Here is a 19,242-nt window from a genome sequence, read left to right as displayed (position 1 = left end):
CATAATATAATAATGAAAAAAACACTGTTATTAATTTTATTTTCAACATCACTTATTATTAATGCGCAACAAAGTGTAGCTCCTTATCCAAAACAAGGAATAGAAATGCTTACAAAGGAACTTCAAGAGAAATTATCTATTCCTCCAAGTTATTACGAGAAAGAAGGATTTACAATGCAGGTTACTGTAGATAGTTTGTCTAATGTGAAACTAACATCATTAGATCCCTATGCTTCATTTTTTTATAAAGAATTAAAAAAGTTTGTAGAAAATACCGAATGGGTTGCAGGGAAGAATAATGGATTAGAAAATACACAAATGGTCTTAATTCCTGTTAAATTAGATAAAGAGAAGTTAGCAAACATGGAGAAAGCACATCCTAAAGAAGGTTTGAATGCTTTTTATGAATCGTTTGTGAAATATATTTTTACCACTTATTACAGAAGTTTTAAATATTCGTCTTATAAAGTGATTTTTGAAGTTGATGAGAAAGGAAAAATCAAAATTAGTGACATACAACCTGCCGATGGAGCCTTTCGATTTGAAGTTACCCGATTCTTAGAACGTAAAACAGAATTATGGACACCAGCTAAGATTGATGGAAAACCTGTAAAATCGACATTTACTTTGCCTATTAAATTTCAATTAGGTAGTAACTGATATTAAATTTATAAATATCTTTGCAAGTACTAAATAGTCTAAATATGAAAACATTAAAAGGAATATCATTATTATTTATGGCTGCTGCTTTTATGGTAAGCTGTAAACAAACATCGAACGAACAAAAAGAAACTACTACAGAAACTACTGAAAAAGTAGCATCTACAGAAGTTGCTGGAACTATGCAAAAAGCTACATTTCAGGTAGAAGGTATGTCTTGTGCCGTTGGTTGTGCAAAGGTTATTGAAGGGAAATTAGCGAAAATGGACGGCATGAAAAGTGCTAAAGTTGATTTTGATACCAAAACCGCTACGGTAGAATTTGACGATGCAAAACAAAACCCAGAAGCTATCAAAAACATGGTAGAGGAAATTGCAAACGGAGCTTATAAAGTAGAGAATATCAACGTTTCTAAAGAAATGGCAATGGTTTTCCAAGATGATAAAACAGATCAAAAGAAATGTTGTTCATCTCACAAAGACGGTAAATCTTGCGGTGACAAAAAAGGTACTGAAAAGAAAAAAGACGGATGTTGCAGTAAAGACAAAAAAGATAAGAAAGCAACTACAAAACAAAATATAATCTAAACAAAAAACTCTTGAGAAATCAAGAGTTTTTTTATTATTTGTTCGTCCATTCTATAGATTCCATTAAGGTTTTCATGTCATCTTCGATGTATTTCGTAGCCGGATAAATAGAATCGAAATTTGGTTTTGAGTAAAAATACAGCGTACCTACCACAAAGTTTTTGGTGCTGTCGGTTACATAAAACTGCACGTTGGTTGCAGCATCACCAATTACTTTATAAAACATGCCATAAGCCTTTTTTTCAGGATGTTCAAAAATAGATTCCTGAATATCGTCTGCTTTTATGGTGTGGTTATAAGTTAACTTTTGGGCATCTTTCAACAATAAATTTAGGTTGTTGTTCACCGGGCGGTAATTCATGTAAATACTCGCCTTCATTTTAGGGTAATCAATTTTAAAAGAAAAATTTTCATCGGGTTTTACAACAGCCCATTTGTTTTTGTTAAATTTGAATTTTCCTCCGGGTTCGGTGTAAGTTTCATAAGCCGCTGTAGGATATTCTAAACTTAAATAACCATCGGGTTTTGGTATGGCATTTTCTTTACAGCTTGTTAAAGCCAATGCGATTATAGCGGGAATTAAAAATTTACTGGTTTTCATTAATGGTTACTTTAATTTTTTCTAATCGGCGTTTGTGAATGCTTACCACTTTAAAACGATAATTTTCAAAGGTTATTACATCGTCGGTTTTCGGGAAATCTTCAAATTGTTCCAATAAAAATCCACCTAACGATTCGGCATCTTGTCTGCTTTCTTCAAACGGTTCTTCGTCAATATCTAAAATCCTGCAAAAATCAAGAATCGATATTTTTCCGTCAAAGATATAAACATTTGCATTTAATTTTTGATACAATTTATCGTCTTCATCTAATTCATCGGCAATTTCGCCCACAATTTCTTCAATAATATCTTCTAACGATATAATTCCAACGGTTTCGCCAAATTCATCGACAACAACCGCTAAATGGTTTTTATCTGATTGAAAATCGGTCAATAAATCGTCTAACTTTTTACTTTCGGGAATAAAGTAAGGTTCGCGCAAAAGAGTTGTCCACTGAAAAACTTTTTTATCTAAAAACGGAATCAAATCTTTAATGTACAAAATACCCGTAATATTATCGATACTGTCTTTGTAAACCGGAATTCGCGAGTAACCTTTCTCTACAATTTGCGGCAAAATTTCATGAAAAAGTTCATCGTCACTCAACGCAAAAATATCAATACGCGGCGTCATTACCTGTGTAACTTCGGTTGATCCAAAAGAGGCAATTCCTTCCAAAATACGCTGTTCGTCTTCGTTTGCTGGGTTGTAATCGGTCATTTCCAATGCTTGCGACAATTGTTCCATAGAAAACGAATCGTCTTTTTTGTCGATCTTTCCCATGATAAACCGATTGGTTTTTCTAAAAATCCAGGTAACAGGCGTTAATACGGTGCAGAAAAAATAAATGGGTTTAATGGTTTTAACAACTACTTTGTTTAATTGGCGCGAACTGTAAATTCGTGGGTAAATTTCGCCGAATAATGCCAGCGTAAAAGTTCCGATTAATATTACAATGATGATACCCCAAAAACGCGTAAAAAAGAAATGATTATAGATTACGAACAAACTCCACAAGAACAAAACCTTGAAAATGGTATTGCTTAAATTAATTGTAACTTGCAGTTTTATGGGTTTATCGAGTAATTTTTGATACAGTTTTGCTTTGTGCGGAAAAGATGCCAAAAGCTGTTCAAAACGGTTTTTAGAGGTTGAAAAATACGCAACTTCTACGGCTGCAAATAATGCAACAAAAAATAAGGAAGCAATTAAACAAAAACTTGTAAAAGTTATAAAAAGTAATTGTAATGTGGCGGGGTCGGGATCCAAATGGTGAAAATTTTAGTTATTAAAATGGAATATCGTTTAGTTTGTCGTAATCAGAAATTTTAGGAACTTCAAAATTGTTCAATTTATCTTCTTCGGCATGTTTCATTGCCTTGGTTTTCGCATCAATTTCTTTTTTTACGTTCAGAAAAATAAATTCGGTAACCTGAATTTCGGTCGTATGTTTTGTAGTACCGTCTTCGGTTTGCCAGTTGCGCGTGCGAATTTTTCCTTCTACATAAATTTTATCGCCTTTGCTTAAATATTTCTCGCACAGTTCGGCAGCTTTGTTTCTAAAAACAAGGTTGTGCCATTCGGTAGAAGTAATTTTTTCGTTGGTGGTTTTGTTAATGTAAACCTCGTTGGTAGCAATAGAAAAGCGGGCAATAGAATTACCGCCTTCAAAATAATGCATTTTTACATCGTCGCCTAAATGACCAATTAAAGTTACTTTGTTTAAAGTTCCGTACATAAAATGTGTTCGTTATCAATCAAAAATACTAAATTTTTTCAAGCGTAAAAAAATCTTTTAGAAAATTCCATATAACAATCGGGTACGCATAATTATGTAAATCGCTGATTGCCGATGTTTGTTGGTTTGATGTAAAGTTTGAAACATTTATTTCATAAAAATTGATATGCAGTTGCTGATGCGATAATTTGTGTTTGATGCTATTTGCAGTAACTTTTTTTATGCTGTTGTTTGGATACAGGTTTGATAAATGCAGGAACAATTCTTCTTCATTATCTGATGAGGTTTCAATAAGCGGAAGTTCGAATAACTGTTGCCAAATGTCTTTTTCTGTTCGTTGCTGAATTACAATTTCATTATTTTTTCTTAAAATAAGATAATTCAGATACCGATCTTTAACTTTGATCTTTTTGTTTTTTACGGGTAACTGCGCAACTTCATTTTTCAACAAAGCAAAACAGTTATCATTAAAAATACAGCTATTGCATTTTGGATTTGCAGGTAAACAAACGGTTGCACCAAAATCCATAATGGCATGGTTGAACAAATCGGGATGTTTTGTTGAGATCAGTTCATTTGCCAGATTTTGAAAAACAGCTCGGGTTTTAGTAACAGCAATATCATCATAAATACCAAAAAATCGAGCCAAAACTCTAAACACATTTCCATCAACCACAGCAACCGGTTCTTTGTATGCAAACGATGCTATTGCCGCCGCTGTGTAAGGTCCAATACCTTTCAGTTTAATAATTTCAGCATACGATTTCGGAAAAACACCGTTGAGTTCGTTGTAAATATATCGCGCCGTAAAATGTAAATTTCGTGCACGCGAATAATAACCCAAACCCTGCCAAAGTTTCAAAACCGCATCTTCATCTGCCGTTGCCAGATCTTTTAAAGTAGGGAATTTTGTAGTAAAAGCCTCGTAATACGGCAAGCCTTGTTCAATACGTGTTTGCTGCAGAATAATTTCAGAAAGCCATATATAGTAAGGGTTTGTGGTGGTTCGCCACGGTAAACTCCGCTTGTGTTTTTTATACCAATTAAGCAGTTGGTGGGTAAAATCCATCAATACAATTTTAAGGTGCAAAGATACATGATAAAAGTATGGAAGATCGGTCAAAAAAAGGGTTTAATTTAAAATGAGTAACTTTGTAATAGTAGAAATTAAAAAAATGAATATGTTAGAAATCAAGACGTACAGTCAAGAAAACAAACCTGATCAAAATGAAAAAGAAACAATTTTAAACTTTCTATTTAAAAATTTAGAGCAATACGGCGATCCAAAACAGGATATCGAAAAGTGCATGAATTATGCCTTGAACGAAACTCCGTCGTTCGGTGGATTCATCGTAACTGCTTCGTTAGAAAACAATATTGCAGGTGCGGTAATTGTCAACGAAACCGGCATGAAAGACTACATTCCCGAAAATATTCTGGTGTACATTGCAACCGATGCCAACCAACGCGGAAAAGGCATTGGTAAAGCATTAATGCAGCACGCAATCGACAACGCCAAAGGAAACATTGCCCTGCACGTAGAACCAGACAATCCTGCTATAAAACTTTACGAAAAGCTAGGTTTTACCAATAAGTATTTAGAAATGCGCTTAAACAAGTAATTGTTATGGCGATAATTACTTTACACAAAGAACGTTTACAATACAATTTTGAACGTTTAGATTATTTCTTTAAACTAAAAGAAATTCAATGGTCTGTTGTTACTAAAATTCTCTGCGGAAACGAACTTTTTTTGAAAGAAGTTTTAAGTTTAATGCCTAATCAGGTATGCGATTCACGGGTTAGCAATTTAAAAGCGATCAAAAAAATCAACCCGAAAGTTGAAACAATTTACATAAAACCTACGCCAAAACGCTCGGTTGCATCTGTGGTAAAATATGCCGATATCAGCATGAATACCGATATCGAAACCATTAAACTGTTGTCTGCAGAAGCCCAAAAACAAAACAAAATCCATAAAATTATTATTATGATTGAATTGGGCGAGTTGCGAGAAGGTGTTATGCGCGATAATGTGATTTCGTTCTACGACCAGGTTTTTCAGTTAAAAAATATCGAAGTTGTGGGAATTGGTACCAATCTGTCGTGTTTGTACGGCGTACTGCCAAGTACCGATAAGTTAATTCAGCTTTCATTGTACAAACAATTGATCGAGGCGAAGTTCAATAAAAAAATCCAATATGTTTCGGGTGGATCTTCTGTAACCATTCCGTTGATATTCCAGAACAAACTGCCGGCTGGCGTAAATCATTTCAGGGTAGGCGAAACGCTGTATCAGGGAACCGATGTTTATAGAGATGCACCAAGTAATCTGCTGAAGCAAGATATTTTTACTTTGAAGGCAGAAATTATTGAACTGATTGAAAAACCGAGAGTTCCCGAAGGTGATTTTGGAACCAATTTAGAAGGGAAATCTTTTAAATTCGATGAAAAACAAATCGGTAAAAAATCGTTCCGTGCCATTTTAGATTTAGGAATTTTAGATGTAGATCAGGCAAATATCTTTCCTAAAGATGAAAATATAAAGTTTTTTGGCGCCAGTTCTGATATGATTATTGTTGATTTACAAACAAACGACAAAAAATATAAGGTGGGCGATTATCTGGAATTTACCTTAAATTATATGGGTGCTTTGCGTGCAATGAACTCATCGTACATAGAAAAAGTAGTGGAATAGTGCTGAATTTTGGTGTGCAAAAACAAAAAGTATTGGTTACTTCATTAAAATTTAATGCTTTGAAAGGTTGATATTATAATAAAATTAATATATTTGCACACTCAAAAAACAGACAACAAATTAATTTATAAAGAGATAATGACTAAAGCAGACATTGTAGCTAAAATTTCAGAGAAATTAGGGCTTGAGAAAGGTGATGTGCAGGCAACTGTGGAATCTTTTATGGAGGAAGTAAAATCTTCTTTAGAAAGTGGAGATAACGTATATTTAAGAGGTTTTGGTAGTTTTATTATTAAAACTAGAGCCGAAAAAACGGGACGAAACATCTCTAAAAACACAACAATTAAAATCCCTGCTCACAACATTCCGGCTTTTAAACCAGCTAAAGTGTTCGTAGAAGGTGTTAAAACAAACACAGACGTAAAATAAATTATTACTAACTTAAAAACTACAAGATTATGCCAAGTGGTAAAAAAAGAAAAAGACATAAGGTAGCTACGCACAAACGTAAAAAAAGAGCGAGAGCTAACCGTCACAAAAAGAAAAAGTAGTTTATAACTACTTTTTCTTTTATTACAAATTAAAAAGTTCTTTGAAAAATCTTTTAAATTTTAGTTTAAAAGAAAGGGTAATACCTGTTTAATGTTTAATCCATCTGTACTTTTAGGTTATAAGTTGTAGGTTTTAAGTTTTAAGTTTTTCTGCTTTTGACTTTCAACGTTTGACTTTCGACTAAAATTGTATGGATAAAAATGTACCAAGTGAACAAAGAGTTAATTATTAGGTCTGGTTCCAATACAGTAGATTTTGCCTTATTAAAAGATGGAAAATTAGTAGAACTGCACAGAGATAGGGAAGACGAAAAAGGTTTCTCGGTTGGCGATATTTTTATAGCAAAAATTCGCAAGCCTGTTCCCGGTTTAAACGCGGCGTTTGTAAATGTTGGTTTCGATAAAGATGCCTTTTTACATTACCACGATTTGGGTCCAAACCTTCCTACGCTCATGAAGTTTACAAAGCTTGTAACCGCAGGTAAATTAAATGATTTCACTCTTAAGAAATTTCCTTTTGAACCTGAAATTGACAAAAACGGCGTTATAACCGATGTGTTAAGTGCCAACCAGTCAGTTTTAGTACAAATAGTTAAAGAACCTATATCAACCAAAGGTCCGCGAATTAGTTCAGAACTATCGTTGGCAGGAAGATATTTAGTATTGGTTCCTTTTTCAGAACGTGTTTCGATCTCACAAAAAATCGAATCAAAACAAGAAAAAGATCGTCTTAAAAAAATGATGCTTACTATTAAACCAAAAGGTTTCGGCGTTATTGTTCGTACAGTAGCCGAAGGCAAAAATGTTACAGAATTAGAAAAAGACTTACAAGGTTTAATGGATAAATGGATTTTACTTTGTAAACGTTTAACCACAGCTCATCATCCATCAAAAGTTTTTGGCGAAGTAAACAGGGCATCAAGCATACTGCGCGATGTTTTTAACGATACTTTCACCGGAATTCATATAGATGACGATGAACTTTATTACCAAACGAAGGACTATCTGCAAGAAATAGCCCCTTCAAAAGTTTCCATTGTAAAGCATTATAACAACAAAGAAGTGCCGTTGTTCGAGAAATATCATATTGAACGACAAATTAAAACTTCATTCGGCAAAACCGTATCTATGAGCAAAGGAGCCTACTTAATCATAGAACATACCGAAGCTTTGCATGTTATCGATGTGAACAGCGGAAACCGCTCAAACAAAGCTCAATCTCAAGAGGACACAGCTCTTGAAGTAAACATGATCGCCGCATCAGAAATTGCACGCCAGTTAAGATTGCGCGATATGGGCGGAATTATTGTTGTTGATTTTATCGACATGAGTAATCCCGAAAATCGTAAAGTTTTATACGATTTCCTAAAAGAAGAAATGAGCGATGATAAAGCAAAACACAAAATCTTGCCTCCTAGTAAATTTGGATTGATTCAAATTACTAGACAAAGAGTTAGACCTGAAGTTTCTATCAAAACAAAAGAAGAAAACCCTGACCATAACGGTGAAGGAGAAATTGAGGCTCCGATTTTAGTTATTGATAAAATATCAGCTGACCTGGAACGAATTATTAAAGACAATAAAAGTATTGTTTTAAATGCGCACCCTTTTATAGCTGCGTATCTTACAAAAGGATTTCCGTCGGCACGTGCCAAATGGTTTTTAGAACACAAACGTTGGATAAAAATTGTACCACGCGATGCCTACACCTATTTAGAATACCATTTCTTTGACAAACAAGGAAACCAGATTGAATAACAAAATGCCGGACTTATGTTCGGCATTTTTGTTTTTATTAATTCTTAATTGTTAATAAAACGGGGAATAAATGGTTTAAATATTTTGTTAAAATATTTAAATTACTATATTTGCTGCTAAATAAATTATTAAAAGATACTATTTATGAAAAAAATTACCTTAACCTTATTAGGGTTAGTTGCGTTCTCTACCAGTGCATTGGCGCAGCAAGAAGTGAAATTTGGTCCAAAAGCAGGTGTGAACTTTGCTAAAATTAATGGAGAAATTAAAGAAGATGGGGAAACAATTAAACTTGATAAAGGACAAGTAGGTTTTCACGTTGGTGCTTTTGCAGAAATTAAATTTAATGACAAATTTGCTATCCAACCTGAGCTTTTATATTCTGTTCAAGGAGGTAAAGCGGAACAATCTGGATCAGAAACAATTATGGGACAAACTTTTGCTTACGAAGCAGAAGCAAAATGGAATTTGCATTATATTAATGTGCCTATTATGGCTAAATATTATGTAATTCCAAGTTTGGCATTTGAGGCAGGGCCTTATGTTGGTTTTAATATTAAATCTGAAGTTAAAACTGAAGGAACACTTACAATGGCTGGTGTAACTGAGAGTGAAAGCGCAACAGAAGACATGAAAGATGGTACAAATTCTATTGATTTTGGTGTAGGCGTTGGAGCAAGTTTTAATTTAGATAACGGCTTTTTTGTAGGTGCTCGTTACAATTTTGGATTGGCAAAAATATCTAAAGAGTATACAGAAACTGTTGAGGGTATTGAGTATAAGAATCCTGCCTATGATATTAAAAATGGAGTAATCCAAATATCTGTTGGTTACAAATTCTAATTAAGTAAAGATATTAAGTAAAACCGCAACAATATGTTGCGGTTTTTTTGTGGAAAAAAGTTACAGTTTAGTAATTTGGTATATAGCATGTTTATGTTATTTTGAGTAACTTCGGCTTTGGATTAAAATTTGATAAACAATTCATAAACCCCAATACTATGAAAAAGTTACCTAAAATGATAGCAATGCTTTTTACTGTGTTTTTATGCGGAAATGCAGTACAGGCGCAAGATTTCTCATTTGGACCTAAAGTAGGTTATAACAACGCCAAATTAGCAGGAAAAAGCTGGCAAGAGTTTCACGACAATAATTCCATTAATGGATTTCACGTTGGTGCATTTGCCGAAATCCGTTTTAATAAATTCGCCATTCAGCCCGAAGTTTATTATTCGTCAGCAGGTGGTAAGTGGAAAACTACCTTTGAAAATGCTACGGTTGAGCACGATTTTAATTTGAATTATGTAAACGTGCCGTTGATGTTAAAATATTATATTACCAACGGAATCGCCATTGAAGCAGGTCCACAAGCAGGATTTTTAACCGATTCTAAAGTTAAATTTTCTGATTTAGATCCAGACAGTGCTAAATTCAATGATTTCGATTTCTCTTTGAATGTTGGTTTAAGTGTCAACTTACCTTTGAACTTTATGATTTCTGCGCGTTACAATGCCGGAATGACCAATGTTATCGATGATCCGAATGTTGATTGGAAAAACCGAGTAATGCAACTTTCTGTAGGCTATCGTTTTTAATTCGTAGGTTTTTAAATAAGTTAAATTTTACGTCAGTTCGAGTAAGAATTTCAAAGAGAAGCGGAGAAATTCTGTGTCGAGAACTAAATAAGAAAGCTGTTTAGGAAAGTTAATTATTGTCATTCCGGACTTGATCCGGAATCTCACTTATTTTGATTAAAAACTTTTATGAGAAGCTGAATCAAGTTCAGCTTGACAAATTAGTGTTTCTTAAACAGCTTTTATCTTTTATTCTGAAAAAAAGTCAGCATCAATTCCTTACATTCATCTTCTAAAACACCGTAAACAATTTCCGTTTTCGGGTGCAGTTGTCCGCCCATCGTGGTAAAACCACGCTTGTTGTCTTGTACACCAACAACAATTTTTGAAATCTGACTCCAATACAACGCACCGGCACACATTTGGCATGGTTCAACCGTTAAATACATGGTGCAGTTTTTTAAATACTTACCACCAATGGCATTTGCAGCAGCCGTAATAGCCTGCATTTCTGCATGTGCTGTAACATCGTTCAAATTCTCGGTTAAATTATGCGTTTTCGCTATTATGGAATTATTCGCTACAATAACAGCTCCAATAGGAATTTCATTTTTTAAAAGCGCTTCTTTTGCCTCATTTAAAGCAATCCGCATAAAATATTCGTCGTTCAACAGCATTTCAATCAGTAAATTATTCGTTCAAAAATAAGATATTATTGTAAATTTGTTTAATAATTTAAAAGTTAATGACCCCAATTTTACCAACAATTCAATTTCCTGCCGATTTAAAATCGAAAACCTTGGAACAGCTGCAACAGTTGGCAGACGAGATCCGTAGGTTTATTATCGATGTTGTTTCGGTAAACGGCGGTCATTTGGGTGCGAGTTTGGGAGTTGTAGAACTAACCATTGCTTTGCATTATGTGTTTGATACGCCTGTTGACAAGCTGGTTTGGGATGTAGGTCACCAAGCCTATGTGCACAAAATTTTAACGGGACGTAAAGCCGATTTTGAAACCAACCGACAAAAAAACGGATTGAGCGGATTTCCTAAAATCAGCGAAAGCGAATACGATGCTTTTGGAGTTGGGCATTCATCTACATCCATATCTGCGGCTTTGGGAATGGCGATTGCGAGTAAATTGAAAGGCGAAAACGATATTCAGCATGTTGCGGTGATTGGTGATGCGTCTATTGCTTCAGGAATGGCGTTTGAAGCCTTAAATCACGCAGGTGTAACAAATGCCAATTTAATTGTTGTTTTAAATGATAATGCTATTGGGATCGATCCGAGTGTGGGTGCGCTGAAAAGCTATTTAATGCAGGTAAAACAAGGCGAAAATCCGAAGAGTAACAACATGATTAAATCATTGAATTTTAAATATGTGGGACCAATTGATGGGCACGATTTAAAAGCATTGATTCATGAATTACAAAGATTGAAGGCTAAAAGCGGGCCACAGTTTTTGCATATCACAACCACAAAAGGTAAGGGTTTAAAACAGGCAGAAGAAAATCAGGTATTGTATCATGCACCGGGAAAATTTGATAAAATTACAGGTGATCTGCTTGAAAATAATACACAGAAGTTTACAAAATATCAAGATGTTTTCGGGCTCACTTTATTAGAATTAGCACAGCAAAATCCTAAAATATTTGCCATCACACCTGCAATGCCCACAGGAAGTTCGCTAAAATACATGATGGATCAATTTCCGGAACGTGCAATTGATGTTGGCATCGCAGAACAACATGCTGTTACCTTGGCAGCCGGTATTTCATTGGGTGGTTTCACTGTTTTTTGTGCCATTTATTCTACTTTTTTGCAACGTGCTTACGACCAATTAATTCACGATGTAGCGTTACAGAGCATTCCGGTTATTTTTTGTATAGATCGTGCCGGTTTGGTGGGCGAAGACGGTGCAACACATCAGGGAGTTTTCGATATTGCGTATTTACAGGCAATTCCAAACCTAACTATTTTGGCTCCGAAAGATGCTGTAGAATTGCGTCAAACGCTGTTTACGTTGCAGAATAATTCTAAACCTGTGGCAATTCGTTATCCACGTGGATATTCATCAGTCGAAAACTGGAAAGTTTCTTTTGAAAAGATCGATCTTTCTAAAATTCAATTAATTAAAAGAGGAAAAAAAGCAGCCGTTTTTTCAACTGGAACCATTTTAGAAAACGTTTTAGAAGCATTAAGTTTTGATGAAGATTATTTTGCGGTGCATCATTTCTTGCAGATCAAACCTTTAAACAAAACAGAAATTGTGGAGTTGATTAGCGGTTTCGAAACCATTATTACGGTAGAAGAAGGTGTAATTAAAGGCGGTTTTGGCAGTGTAATCAATCAGATTATTTTGGCAAACAATATAAATATTAAGGTGATAAATTTAGGTGTTCCCGATGTTTTTATAGAGCATGCTACGGTGAACGAACAGCTTAAACAGTGTGGATTAGATGTGGAATTTATGCAGAATTTATTTAAAAAAGTACAGAATGTTTAAATTTAAGATCGTTGTTTTTTTTATGTTATTGTCGGCAGTTGGTTTCTCGCAACCGTTAGATTCTTTGCAGATAAAAAAAACAAGTACAGATGTAAATACTTTTTATAGAACGCAGTTTTCGGTTTTTGATACGCTGGTAAAAAGAAACGATACTATTTTTTTACGACCAATTACGGTTGAACCTAAAATGGTTTTGCAAGATTCGGTACTTATGAACTTAAAATCGGGCGATGTGCAACAGGTTGTTGTTTCAACATTCGAAGTTACCAAACGAAATAAGAATACCGATTTGGCGTACTTTTTAATATCAAAACCAAACGGGTTTGTGTACGATAGAATGCCCCGATCAAACTTTCAAATTCCGTATGATGCCTTGTCTCCAATTCGTTCTGAAGTCAGTTTCTGGAAAAAAACGAACAGTTTTGGGTTAGATATCAACCAAGGAACGTTCTCTAATTGGAATGCCGGTGGTTTTAGTTCTGTTTCGGGTATCGTAAAAGGCGATTTCACCAGAAAATATGAAAAGGGACGAACTGTTTGGTTAAATGAATTAAAAGTGCGTTACGGTTTAAATAAACAGGAAAATCTGGAATTGCGTAAAACCGACGACGTTTTAAACATCAATTCATCTTTCGGTTACAAAACATCGGTAAAATCAAACTGGTATTATTCTGCAAAAATGACGCTTAACACCCAAATGGCAAACGGTTACGCATATCCTAACGTAGACGATCCAATTTCGCGCGCATTTGCACCGGCGTATCTTTTTGCGGGTATCGGTTCAGAATATTTCAAAAATAACTTTAAAGCCTACATTTCGCCACTTACCTTAAAATCTACGCTGGTTTTAGATGATACTTTGGCGAATAAAGGGGAGTTTGGTTTACCGGGCGCTATTTATGCTGAAGACGGGACGCTGTTAAGAGCCGGGAAAAAATCACGAAACGAATTTGGTTTTTTGTTTACAAGTGAATGGAATAAATCTATCATGAAAAACGTTAATCTTAAAAACAACCTGACCCTTTATACCGATTATCTGAATAACTTTGGAAATGTGGATGTAGATTGGCAGCTTCAAATTGAAATGAAAGTAAACAGTTTAATTAAAGCAACTTTAGGCGGACATTTGATTTATGATGATGATATAAAAAACAAACGCGACGTAAACGGAACCCAGATTACCCAAGGTCCGCGCGTACAATTTAAACAATTGTTAAGTGTTGGTTTGGTTTATAATTTTTAAGAGATGAAAGTTTTTTTTAGCATATTGATACTCTTGGTTTCTGTCAAAACATTTTCGCAAGCAATTGATAGTTTGCCTGCTTTGGACAGAACCATAAAAGTAACCGATCCGTTTTATCGTGAAGATCAGTTTTACGTGGGCGTTACGCATACTTTGATGATGAAACAACCGCAAAATTTCTCTACGAACTCTATTTCCATAGGAACGAATTTTGGTTTTCTGCGAGATTTTCCGATCAATAAACAACGAACGGTTGCCATTGCTCCGGGTGTTGGTTTTGCATTCTATAATTTGCGACACAATATGGCATTGATTGATAACAATCCCGTTACTTTTGAAATTGACAATGATCGCGAAAAAAATGTTCAAAAGTTGTCTTATATCGAGATTCCGATCGAAATTCGCTGGCGTAATTCAAAAGTACATTCACATAAATTCTGGCGAGTTTATACCGGAATTAAATACAGTTATTTGTTGAATTCAACTTCAAAGTACGAAGGCGTTTTAGGAAATCACAGTTTTAAAAACAGCGATCTGCTGTCAAGATCAAATTTAGGAGTTTATATTTCAGCAGGTTTTAATACCTGGAATTTATACGGCTATTACGGTTTTAAACCTTTGTACAACAAAAATACAATTGATGGTACCGCAAGCCATATAAACATGCTGAATGTAGGGTTGATGTTTTATATTTTGTAGTTGCTACAATCATTCGTGTCACCCTGAACTTGTTTAACTTCGTTCTGTTCGCAAGCTCGGGTCAGGGTCTCACAAGTGTAATTATGACAAGATGCGATGCCGTGTCAAGCAAGGCATGACAATAAGATACTATACAGAAAAAACATCCGGCATTAAACACCCAACATCTGTGCATTTGTGGTACAATAAATATCTCGAATTCTTTTTATATGACATTTTTGAGAAAAGCTAAAAGCTAATAACTAAGAACTACTTTCTACATCTTATAAAACAATATAAACGACGGTACAAAACCAATCAACGCACCTACAATAATTTCTACGTTGGTATGTGCTCTTAAATACAAGCGTGACGTTGCTACTAAACCGATGATAAGCAATAACGCTGGTAAAATGTAAAACGGGTTTAAATAATAGGTGGTGGTCTGGTTTACAAATAGCGGAATGGCACTGCAAACGCTTGCTACGTGCACACTGTATTTACGCTTTAGTAATATACCGAAGAATAAAATGGTATACGAAATACAGTAGCCGATAAAAAATACTTTTAAAGAGGAATTAGAGGCATTTTCCCAGATTTTAAAAATCAAGATGTTTATGATTACAATATTCAAAAACATAGGTGCACTGCGTTCGCGCAGGTTTTTAATCATTACCGATGATTTTAGTAACCCTAATGATTTCAAGAAAAAATAAATACAAACAGGCAACAAAAAAGTCATTAAAAAAGCCTGACCTGTTGCTAAATATCGTTCAATGGGAATAAAAAAATCGGCATTTAATAAGTAAAAACATCCTGTGATTATTGTTGGAATAAAAACAGGATGGAATATGTAAGATATTATTTTAAAAAAATACTTCATTAAATCTTTTTGCGCATTCTTGCTACCGGAATGTCTAGCTGCTCGCGGTATTTTGCAACGGTTCTGCGGGCAATAGGGTAGCCTTTTTCTTTAAGCATTTCAGCCAGTTTATCGTCTGGTAGCGGTTTTTGCTTGTCTTCGTCGGCAATAATGTTTTGCAGAATCTTTTTAATTTCAATGGTAGAAACTTCTTCGCCCTGATCATTCGTCATTGCTTCAGAGAAAAATTCCTTAATCAATTTGGTTCCATAAGGTGTATCAACATATTTACTGTTGGCAACACGCGAAATGGTAGAAATATCCAAACCAACCATGTCTGCAATATCCTTTAAAATCATCGGACGGATTTTTGTTTCTTCGCCTTCCAAAAAATAATCTTTCTGATATTCGATAATGGCACTCATGGTAACAAAAAGCGTTTCCTGACGTTGTTTAATGGCATCAATAAACCATTTGGCACCATCTAATTTTTGTTTGATGAACTGTACCGCATCTTTTTGAGCCGACGATTTTTCATTGGCTTCTTTATACGTTTGCAACATTTCCTGATAATCTTTAGAAACGTGCAGTTCCGGAGCGTTTCGGCTGTTTAAGTGTAGTTCAATTTCGCCATCGTCAACCTTAACGGTAAAATCGGGAATAATATGTTCTACAGCACGAGAACTTCCGGAGAAACTTCCACCTGGTTTTGGGTTTAGTTTTTCAATTTCATCAATAGCCTTACGCAATTGCGATTGTGAAACATTGTATTTCTGTAATAACTTATCGTAATGTTTTTTGGTAAAAGCCTCAAACTGATTTTCAATAATATCTTTAGCCAGATCTATTGATTCATTTGGTGTTTTACTATGCAACTGCAGTAACAAGCATTCCTGTAAATCGCGTGCGCCTACACCGCTTGGTTCCAGTTCGTGGATAATACTTTCCAAAATACTTTTAACCTGTTCTTCGCTTGCGTAAATTCCCTGCGTAAATGCCATGTCATCTACAATATCCTGAATATCGCGGCGAATGTAACCCATATCGTCCATGCTGCCAATTAAGAACTCGGCAATGGTTCGTTCTTCATCGGTTAAAATAAAAGTGTTTAACTGTTCAATTAAGTTTTGGTGGAAACTGATCTGCGCTTCAATCGGCATAAAAGTTTCATCGTCATCATCGCTGTAATTGTTGCTTTTAAGCTTGTAATCGGGTATTTCGTCGTCACTTAAATAATCATCAATGTTGATGTCATCTGTGTCGATGTGCTCATTGTCGTAATCATCAAATTCGTTTGAATTATCCTGAAACTCATCTGCATCGTTCACTTCATCTTTCCCAGATTCCAACGCCGGATTTTCAACCAATTCTTCTTTTAAACGTTGTTCAAATGCAAGCGTAGGTAATTGAATCAACTTCATTAATTGAATTTGCTGTGGCGATAATTTCTGCGATAATTTAAACTGTAAATTCTGTTTTAACATTTTATAATGCTCCTATAACTTTTAGTAATAAAAAAAAGTTTGACACAAACTAATTTATTCAAAAATAACAAATAATTAGCGTTGTGTCAAACTTTAAAGGTTGTAAAATATGCGTTTTTTTGTTTTATCTTAATAGACCCAATGCACGAATATTTTTATGGATTTCTACTATATTTTCTGGTATTTCAGCATTTAATAACCAATTTATATCTAAACCATTGTTTATGGCAGCTTTCATAAAATCTTGGTTTTCTATAATACTTTCCCCTAATTTGTTTAGTTCGTCACGAAATTCGTATTGTTCGTCTTCATGAAATTTTGAAACATTCATTAAAATTTTAAAAATACGTGCCAACGCAGGAACGTAAAATTTATTTGCTTTTATTGGTTTATAGGTTTGTAGCTGTTTATTTAGTTTTGGAATTATCCCGTTTAAATTTAGTAAATTAAGATAAGGATCGCCAAATTTATCTTTAGTGATTTGAACATGTTCGGTAATCATTCCACTCATATAGCGCACATCCATTGATAAATAACCGGGTGAATAAAATTGTTCAACAGATCGATCTATTTGAAAAACTAATGATTTTTGTATTTTCTTTCGTTTTTCTTCAACCGTTTCTGTGCTTACCAATTCAAAAAGCAAACGGTTAGCCAATGCTAAATCTTTTTTTAACAAACGGAAAATTAGTTTGTCTTTTTCGGTTGATGACAGATGCGTTATGGCTTCTTTAAGTTCTTTTGGTAAAATCATCTATAATGGAATTTAAAACTGTAAGCTAATAAAAAAACGTTCAAACTTTTTTAAGTTGAACGTTTTATAATTTAAAATTCTGCGTTTTGCGGTGTTCTTGGGAACGGAATTACGTCGCGAATGTTGGTCATACCTGTTACGAACAATACCAAACGTTCAAAACCTAAACCAAAGCCCGAGTGAACTGCCGATCCAAATTTGCGGGTATCCAAGTACCACCATAATTCTTCTTCGGGAATATTTAATGCCTGCATTTTTTCGATCAAGACATCGTAGCGTTCTTCACGTTGCGATCCACCAACGATTTCACCGATTCCAGGGAATAAAATATCCATTGCACGAACTGTTTTTCCATCGTCGTTTAAACGCATGTAGAACGATTTAATGTTCGCAGGATAATCAAACAAAATTACCGGACATTTAAAGTGTTTTTCAACCAAGAAACGTTCGTGCTCACTTTGTAAATCGGCACCCCATTCTTCAATTAAATATTGGAATTTTTTGTTTTTATTAGGTTTTGATCCTTTTAAAATATCGATAGCTTCGGTATAAGAAACACGTTTGAAATTGTTTTCTAAAACAAATTTCAGTTTCTCCATCAACGTCATTTCCGAACGATCTGCCTGTGGTTTCGATTTTTCTTCATCGATCAATCGTGCTTCCAACTGCAATAAATCGTCTTCGCATTTTTCAACCGTATATTTAATAACGAATTTGATGAAATCTTCCGCCAAATCCATATTATCGTCTAAATTATTAAAGGCAACTTCCGGTTCAATCATCCAGAACTCAGCCAAATGGCGCGATGTATTTGAATTTTCTGCACGAAAAGTAGGTCCAAACGTATAGATTGATCCCAATGCCATGGCATAAGCTTCTCCTTCTAACTGACCCGAAACGGTTAAGTTGGTGTGTTTGCCAAAGAAATCCTCTTTGTAATTAATGCTTCCATCTTCATTTCTTGGCGCAGAACCATCTAAAGGCAACGCGGTAACCTGAAACATTTCACCGGCACCTTCGGCATCAGATCCCGTGATGATCGGCGTGTTTACATAGAAAAATCCGTTGTCTTGAAAGTATTTGTGCACCGCGTAAGAAAGCGTACTGCGCACACGCATAATAGCACCAAACATATTGGTACGAATACGTAAATGAGCATTTTCGCGTAAAAATTCTAACGAGTGTTTTTTAGGCTGTATCGGATATTTTTCAGCATCAGAATCGCCTAAAATTTCCAGCGTATTTGCCTGAATTTCGTATTTTTGACCTTTGCCCTGACTTTCAACCAACGTACCTTTAACGCTGATTGCCGCGCCGGTTGTAATACGTTTAATGGTTTCTTCAGGAAAAGCGTCTAATTCTAAAACGCATTGTATGTTATGAATGGTAGATCCGTCGTTTAATGCAATGAACTGGTTGTTTCTAAAAGTACGCACCCAGCCTTTTGCCACTACTTCTTGTAAAAGACTCGACCCTGCTAAAAGATCTTTAATCTTAGTATGTTTCATTATATTTTGCTATAATTTAGATGTCAATAATTACAG

20 protein-coding genes are annotated in these 19,242 nt (G+C 34.8%); 11 read left to right on the top strand and 9 right to left on the bottom strand.

What is annotated here, in order from left to right:
• Window positions 1-12 precede the first annotated feature (12 nt).
• Together BM253_RS00440 and BM253_RS00435 are read left to right on the top strand one after the other, a co-directional pair.
• Complete coding sequence (locus BM253_RS00440) at window positions 13-660, top strand: energy transducer TonB (protein ID WP_091517412.1); 648 nt, start codon at window positions 13-15, stop codon at window positions 658-660.
• Window positions 661-704: 44 nt separating this feature from the next.
• On the top strand, window positions 705-1,247 hold the full coding sequence (locus BM253_RS00435; RefSeq protein WP_091517410.1) for a heavy-metal-associated domain-containing protein: 543 nt from the start codon (window positions 705-707) through the stop codon (window positions 1,245-1,247).
• 34 nt (window positions 1,248-1,281) lie between these two features.
• Here BM253_RS00435 and gldD read toward each other — a convergent pair whose 3' ends face one another.
• The 4 genes from gldD to mutY are packed head-to-tail and all read right to left on the bottom strand — an operon-like array spanning window position 1,282 to window position 4,656.
• Window positions 1,282-1,848, bottom strand: a complete 567-nt coding sequence (gene gldD, locus BM253_RS00430; protein ID WP_091517407.1) for a gliding motility lipoprotein GldD — start codon at window positions 1,846-1,848, stop codon at window positions 1,282-1,284.
• On the bottom strand, window positions 1,835-3,118 hold the full coding sequence (gene gldE, locus BM253_RS00425) for a gliding motility-associated protein GldE (protein WP_091517405.1): 1,284 nt from the start codon (window positions 3,116-3,118) through the stop codon (window positions 1,835-1,837). Before gldE ends, gldD begins: the two co-directional genes overlap by 14 nt.
• A gap of 19 nt (window positions 3,119-3,137) precedes the next feature.
• Window positions 3,138-3,587 (bottom strand): single-stranded DNA-binding protein, encoded by a 450-nt coding sequence (locus BM253_RS00420; RefSeq protein ID WP_091517402.1) that lies wholly within the window; start codon window positions 3,585-3,587, stop codon window positions 3,138-3,140.
• Window positions 3,588-3,615: 28 nt separating this feature from the next.
• Window positions 3,616-4,656 carry an A/G-specific adenine glycosylase gene (mutY, locus tag BM253_RS00415; protein WP_091517399.1) on the bottom strand — a complete coding sequence of 347 codons (1,041 nt, stop codon included), beginning with the start codon at window positions 4,654-4,656 and terminating at the stop codon, window positions 3,616-3,618.
• 73 nt (window positions 4,657-4,729) lie between these two features.
• Between mutY and BM253_RS00410 the strand changes: the two genes are divergently transcribed.
• From BM253_RS00410 to BM253_RS00385, 6 genes are all read left to right on the top strand, one after another.
• The gene (locus BM253_RS00410; protein WP_245758420.1) at window positions 4,730-5,209 is read left to right on the top strand and encodes a GNAT family N-acetyltransferase; all 480 of its coding nucleotides are present in this window, start codon (window positions 4,730-4,732) and stop codon (window positions 5,207-5,209) included.
• A gap of 5 nt (window positions 5,210-5,214) precedes the next feature.
• Window positions 5,215-6,285, top strand: coding sequence for an alanine racemase (locus BM253_RS00405; RefSeq protein ID WP_091517396.1), 1,071 nt, complete (start codon window positions 5,215-5,217; stop codon window positions 6,283-6,285).
• Window positions 6,286-6,378: 93 nt separating this feature from the next.
• On the top strand, window positions 6,379-6,714 hold the full coding sequence (locus tag BM253_RS00400) for an HU family DNA-binding protein (RefSeq protein ID WP_262487566.1): 336 nt from the start codon (window positions 6,379-6,381) through the stop codon (window positions 6,712-6,714).
• 332 nt (window positions 6,715-7,046) lie between these two features.
• A complete protein-coding gene (locus BM253_RS00395) occupies window positions 7,047-8,594 on the top strand; it encodes an Rne/Rng family ribonuclease (protein ID WP_091518053.1) in 1,548 nt (515 codons plus the stop codon).
• 144 nt (window positions 8,595-8,738) lie between these two features.
• Window positions 8,739-9,437 (top strand): porin family protein, encoded by a 699-nt coding sequence (locus BM253_RS00390; protein WP_091517390.1) that lies wholly within the window; start codon window positions 8,739-8,741, stop codon window positions 9,435-9,437.
• Between the two features lie 158 nt (window positions 9,438-9,595).
• Complete coding sequence (locus tag BM253_RS00385) at window positions 9,596-10,189, top strand: porin family protein (protein WP_091517388.1); 594 nt, start codon at window positions 9,596-9,598, stop codon at window positions 10,187-10,189.
• Between the two features lie 221 nt (window positions 10,190-10,410).
• Here the strand turns inward: BM253_RS00385 and BM253_RS00380 are convergent, their stop codons facing one another.
• Window positions 10,411-10,845, bottom strand: coding sequence for a nucleoside deaminase (locus BM253_RS00380; RefSeq protein ID WP_397334384.1), 435 nt, complete (start codon window positions 10,843-10,845; stop codon window positions 10,411-10,413).
• 68 nt (window positions 10,846-10,913) lie between these two features.
• On the opposite strand from BM253_RS00380, the gene BM253_RS00375 reads away from it, so the two are divergent.
• Genes BM253_RS00375 through BM253_RS00365 form a run of 3 tightly spaced genes read left to right on the top strand, consistent with a single transcriptional unit; the run spans window position 10,914 to window position 14,619 of the window.
• On the top strand, window positions 10,914-12,677 hold the full coding sequence (locus BM253_RS00375; RefSeq protein WP_091517382.1) for a 1-deoxy-D-xylulose-5-phosphate synthase: 1,764 nt from the start codon (window positions 10,914-10,916) through the stop codon (window positions 12,675-12,677).
• Entirely contained in the window at window positions 12,670-13,920 is a 1,251-nt protein-coding gene (locus BM253_RS00370; RefSeq protein ID WP_177205665.1) for a DUF3078 domain-containing protein, read from the top strand. Before BM253_RS00375 ends, BM253_RS00370 begins: the two co-directional genes overlap by 8 nt.
• A 3-nt stretch (window positions 13,921-13,923) precedes the next feature.
• On the top strand, window positions 13,924-14,619 hold the full coding sequence (locus tag BM253_RS00365) for a porin family protein (protein WP_091517376.1): 696 nt from the start codon (window positions 13,924-13,926) through the stop codon (window positions 14,617-14,619).
• Window positions 14,620-14,875: 256 nt separating this feature from the next.
• On the opposite strand, the gene BM253_RS00360 is transcribed toward BM253_RS00365, so the two are convergent.
• The 4 genes from BM253_RS00360 to asnS form a co-directional block, all read right to left on the bottom strand.
• Window positions 14,876-15,481 carry a hypothetical protein gene (locus BM253_RS00360; RefSeq protein ID WP_091517373.1) on the bottom strand — a complete coding sequence of 202 codons (606 nt, stop codon included), beginning with the start codon at window positions 15,479-15,481 and terminating at the stop codon, window positions 14,876-14,878.
• Window positions 15,481-16,944 (bottom strand): RNA polymerase factor sigma-54, encoded by a 1,464-nt coding sequence (gene rpoN, locus BM253_RS00355; RefSeq protein ID WP_091517370.1) that lies wholly within the window; start codon window positions 16,942-16,944, stop codon window positions 15,481-15,483. Before rpoN ends, BM253_RS00360 begins: the two co-directional genes overlap by 1 nt.
• 124 nt (window positions 16,945-17,068) lie before the next feature.
• Window positions 17,069-17,698 carry a hypothetical protein gene (locus BM253_RS00350; RefSeq protein ID WP_091517367.1) on the bottom strand — a complete coding sequence of 210 codons (630 nt, stop codon included), beginning with the start codon at window positions 17,696-17,698 and terminating at the stop codon, window positions 17,069-17,071.
• 71 nt (window positions 17,699-17,769) lie between these two features.
• Complete coding sequence (gene asnS, locus BM253_RS00345) at window positions 17,770-19,206, bottom strand: asparagine--tRNA ligase (RefSeq protein WP_091517363.1); 1,437 nt, start codon at window positions 19,204-19,206, stop codon at window positions 17,770-17,772.
• Window positions 19,207-19,242: the final 36 nt, after the last annotated feature.

Source organism: Paenimyroides ummariense, assembly GCF_900115115.1.
In the GTDB taxonomy this organism is placed as follows: Bacteria; Bacteroidota; Bacteroidia; order Flavobacteriales; family Flavobacteriaceae; genus Flavobacterium; species Flavobacterium ummariense.
Note: the sequence above shows the minus strand (reverse complement) of the source record. Positions and strands in the feature narration are given on the sequence as shown.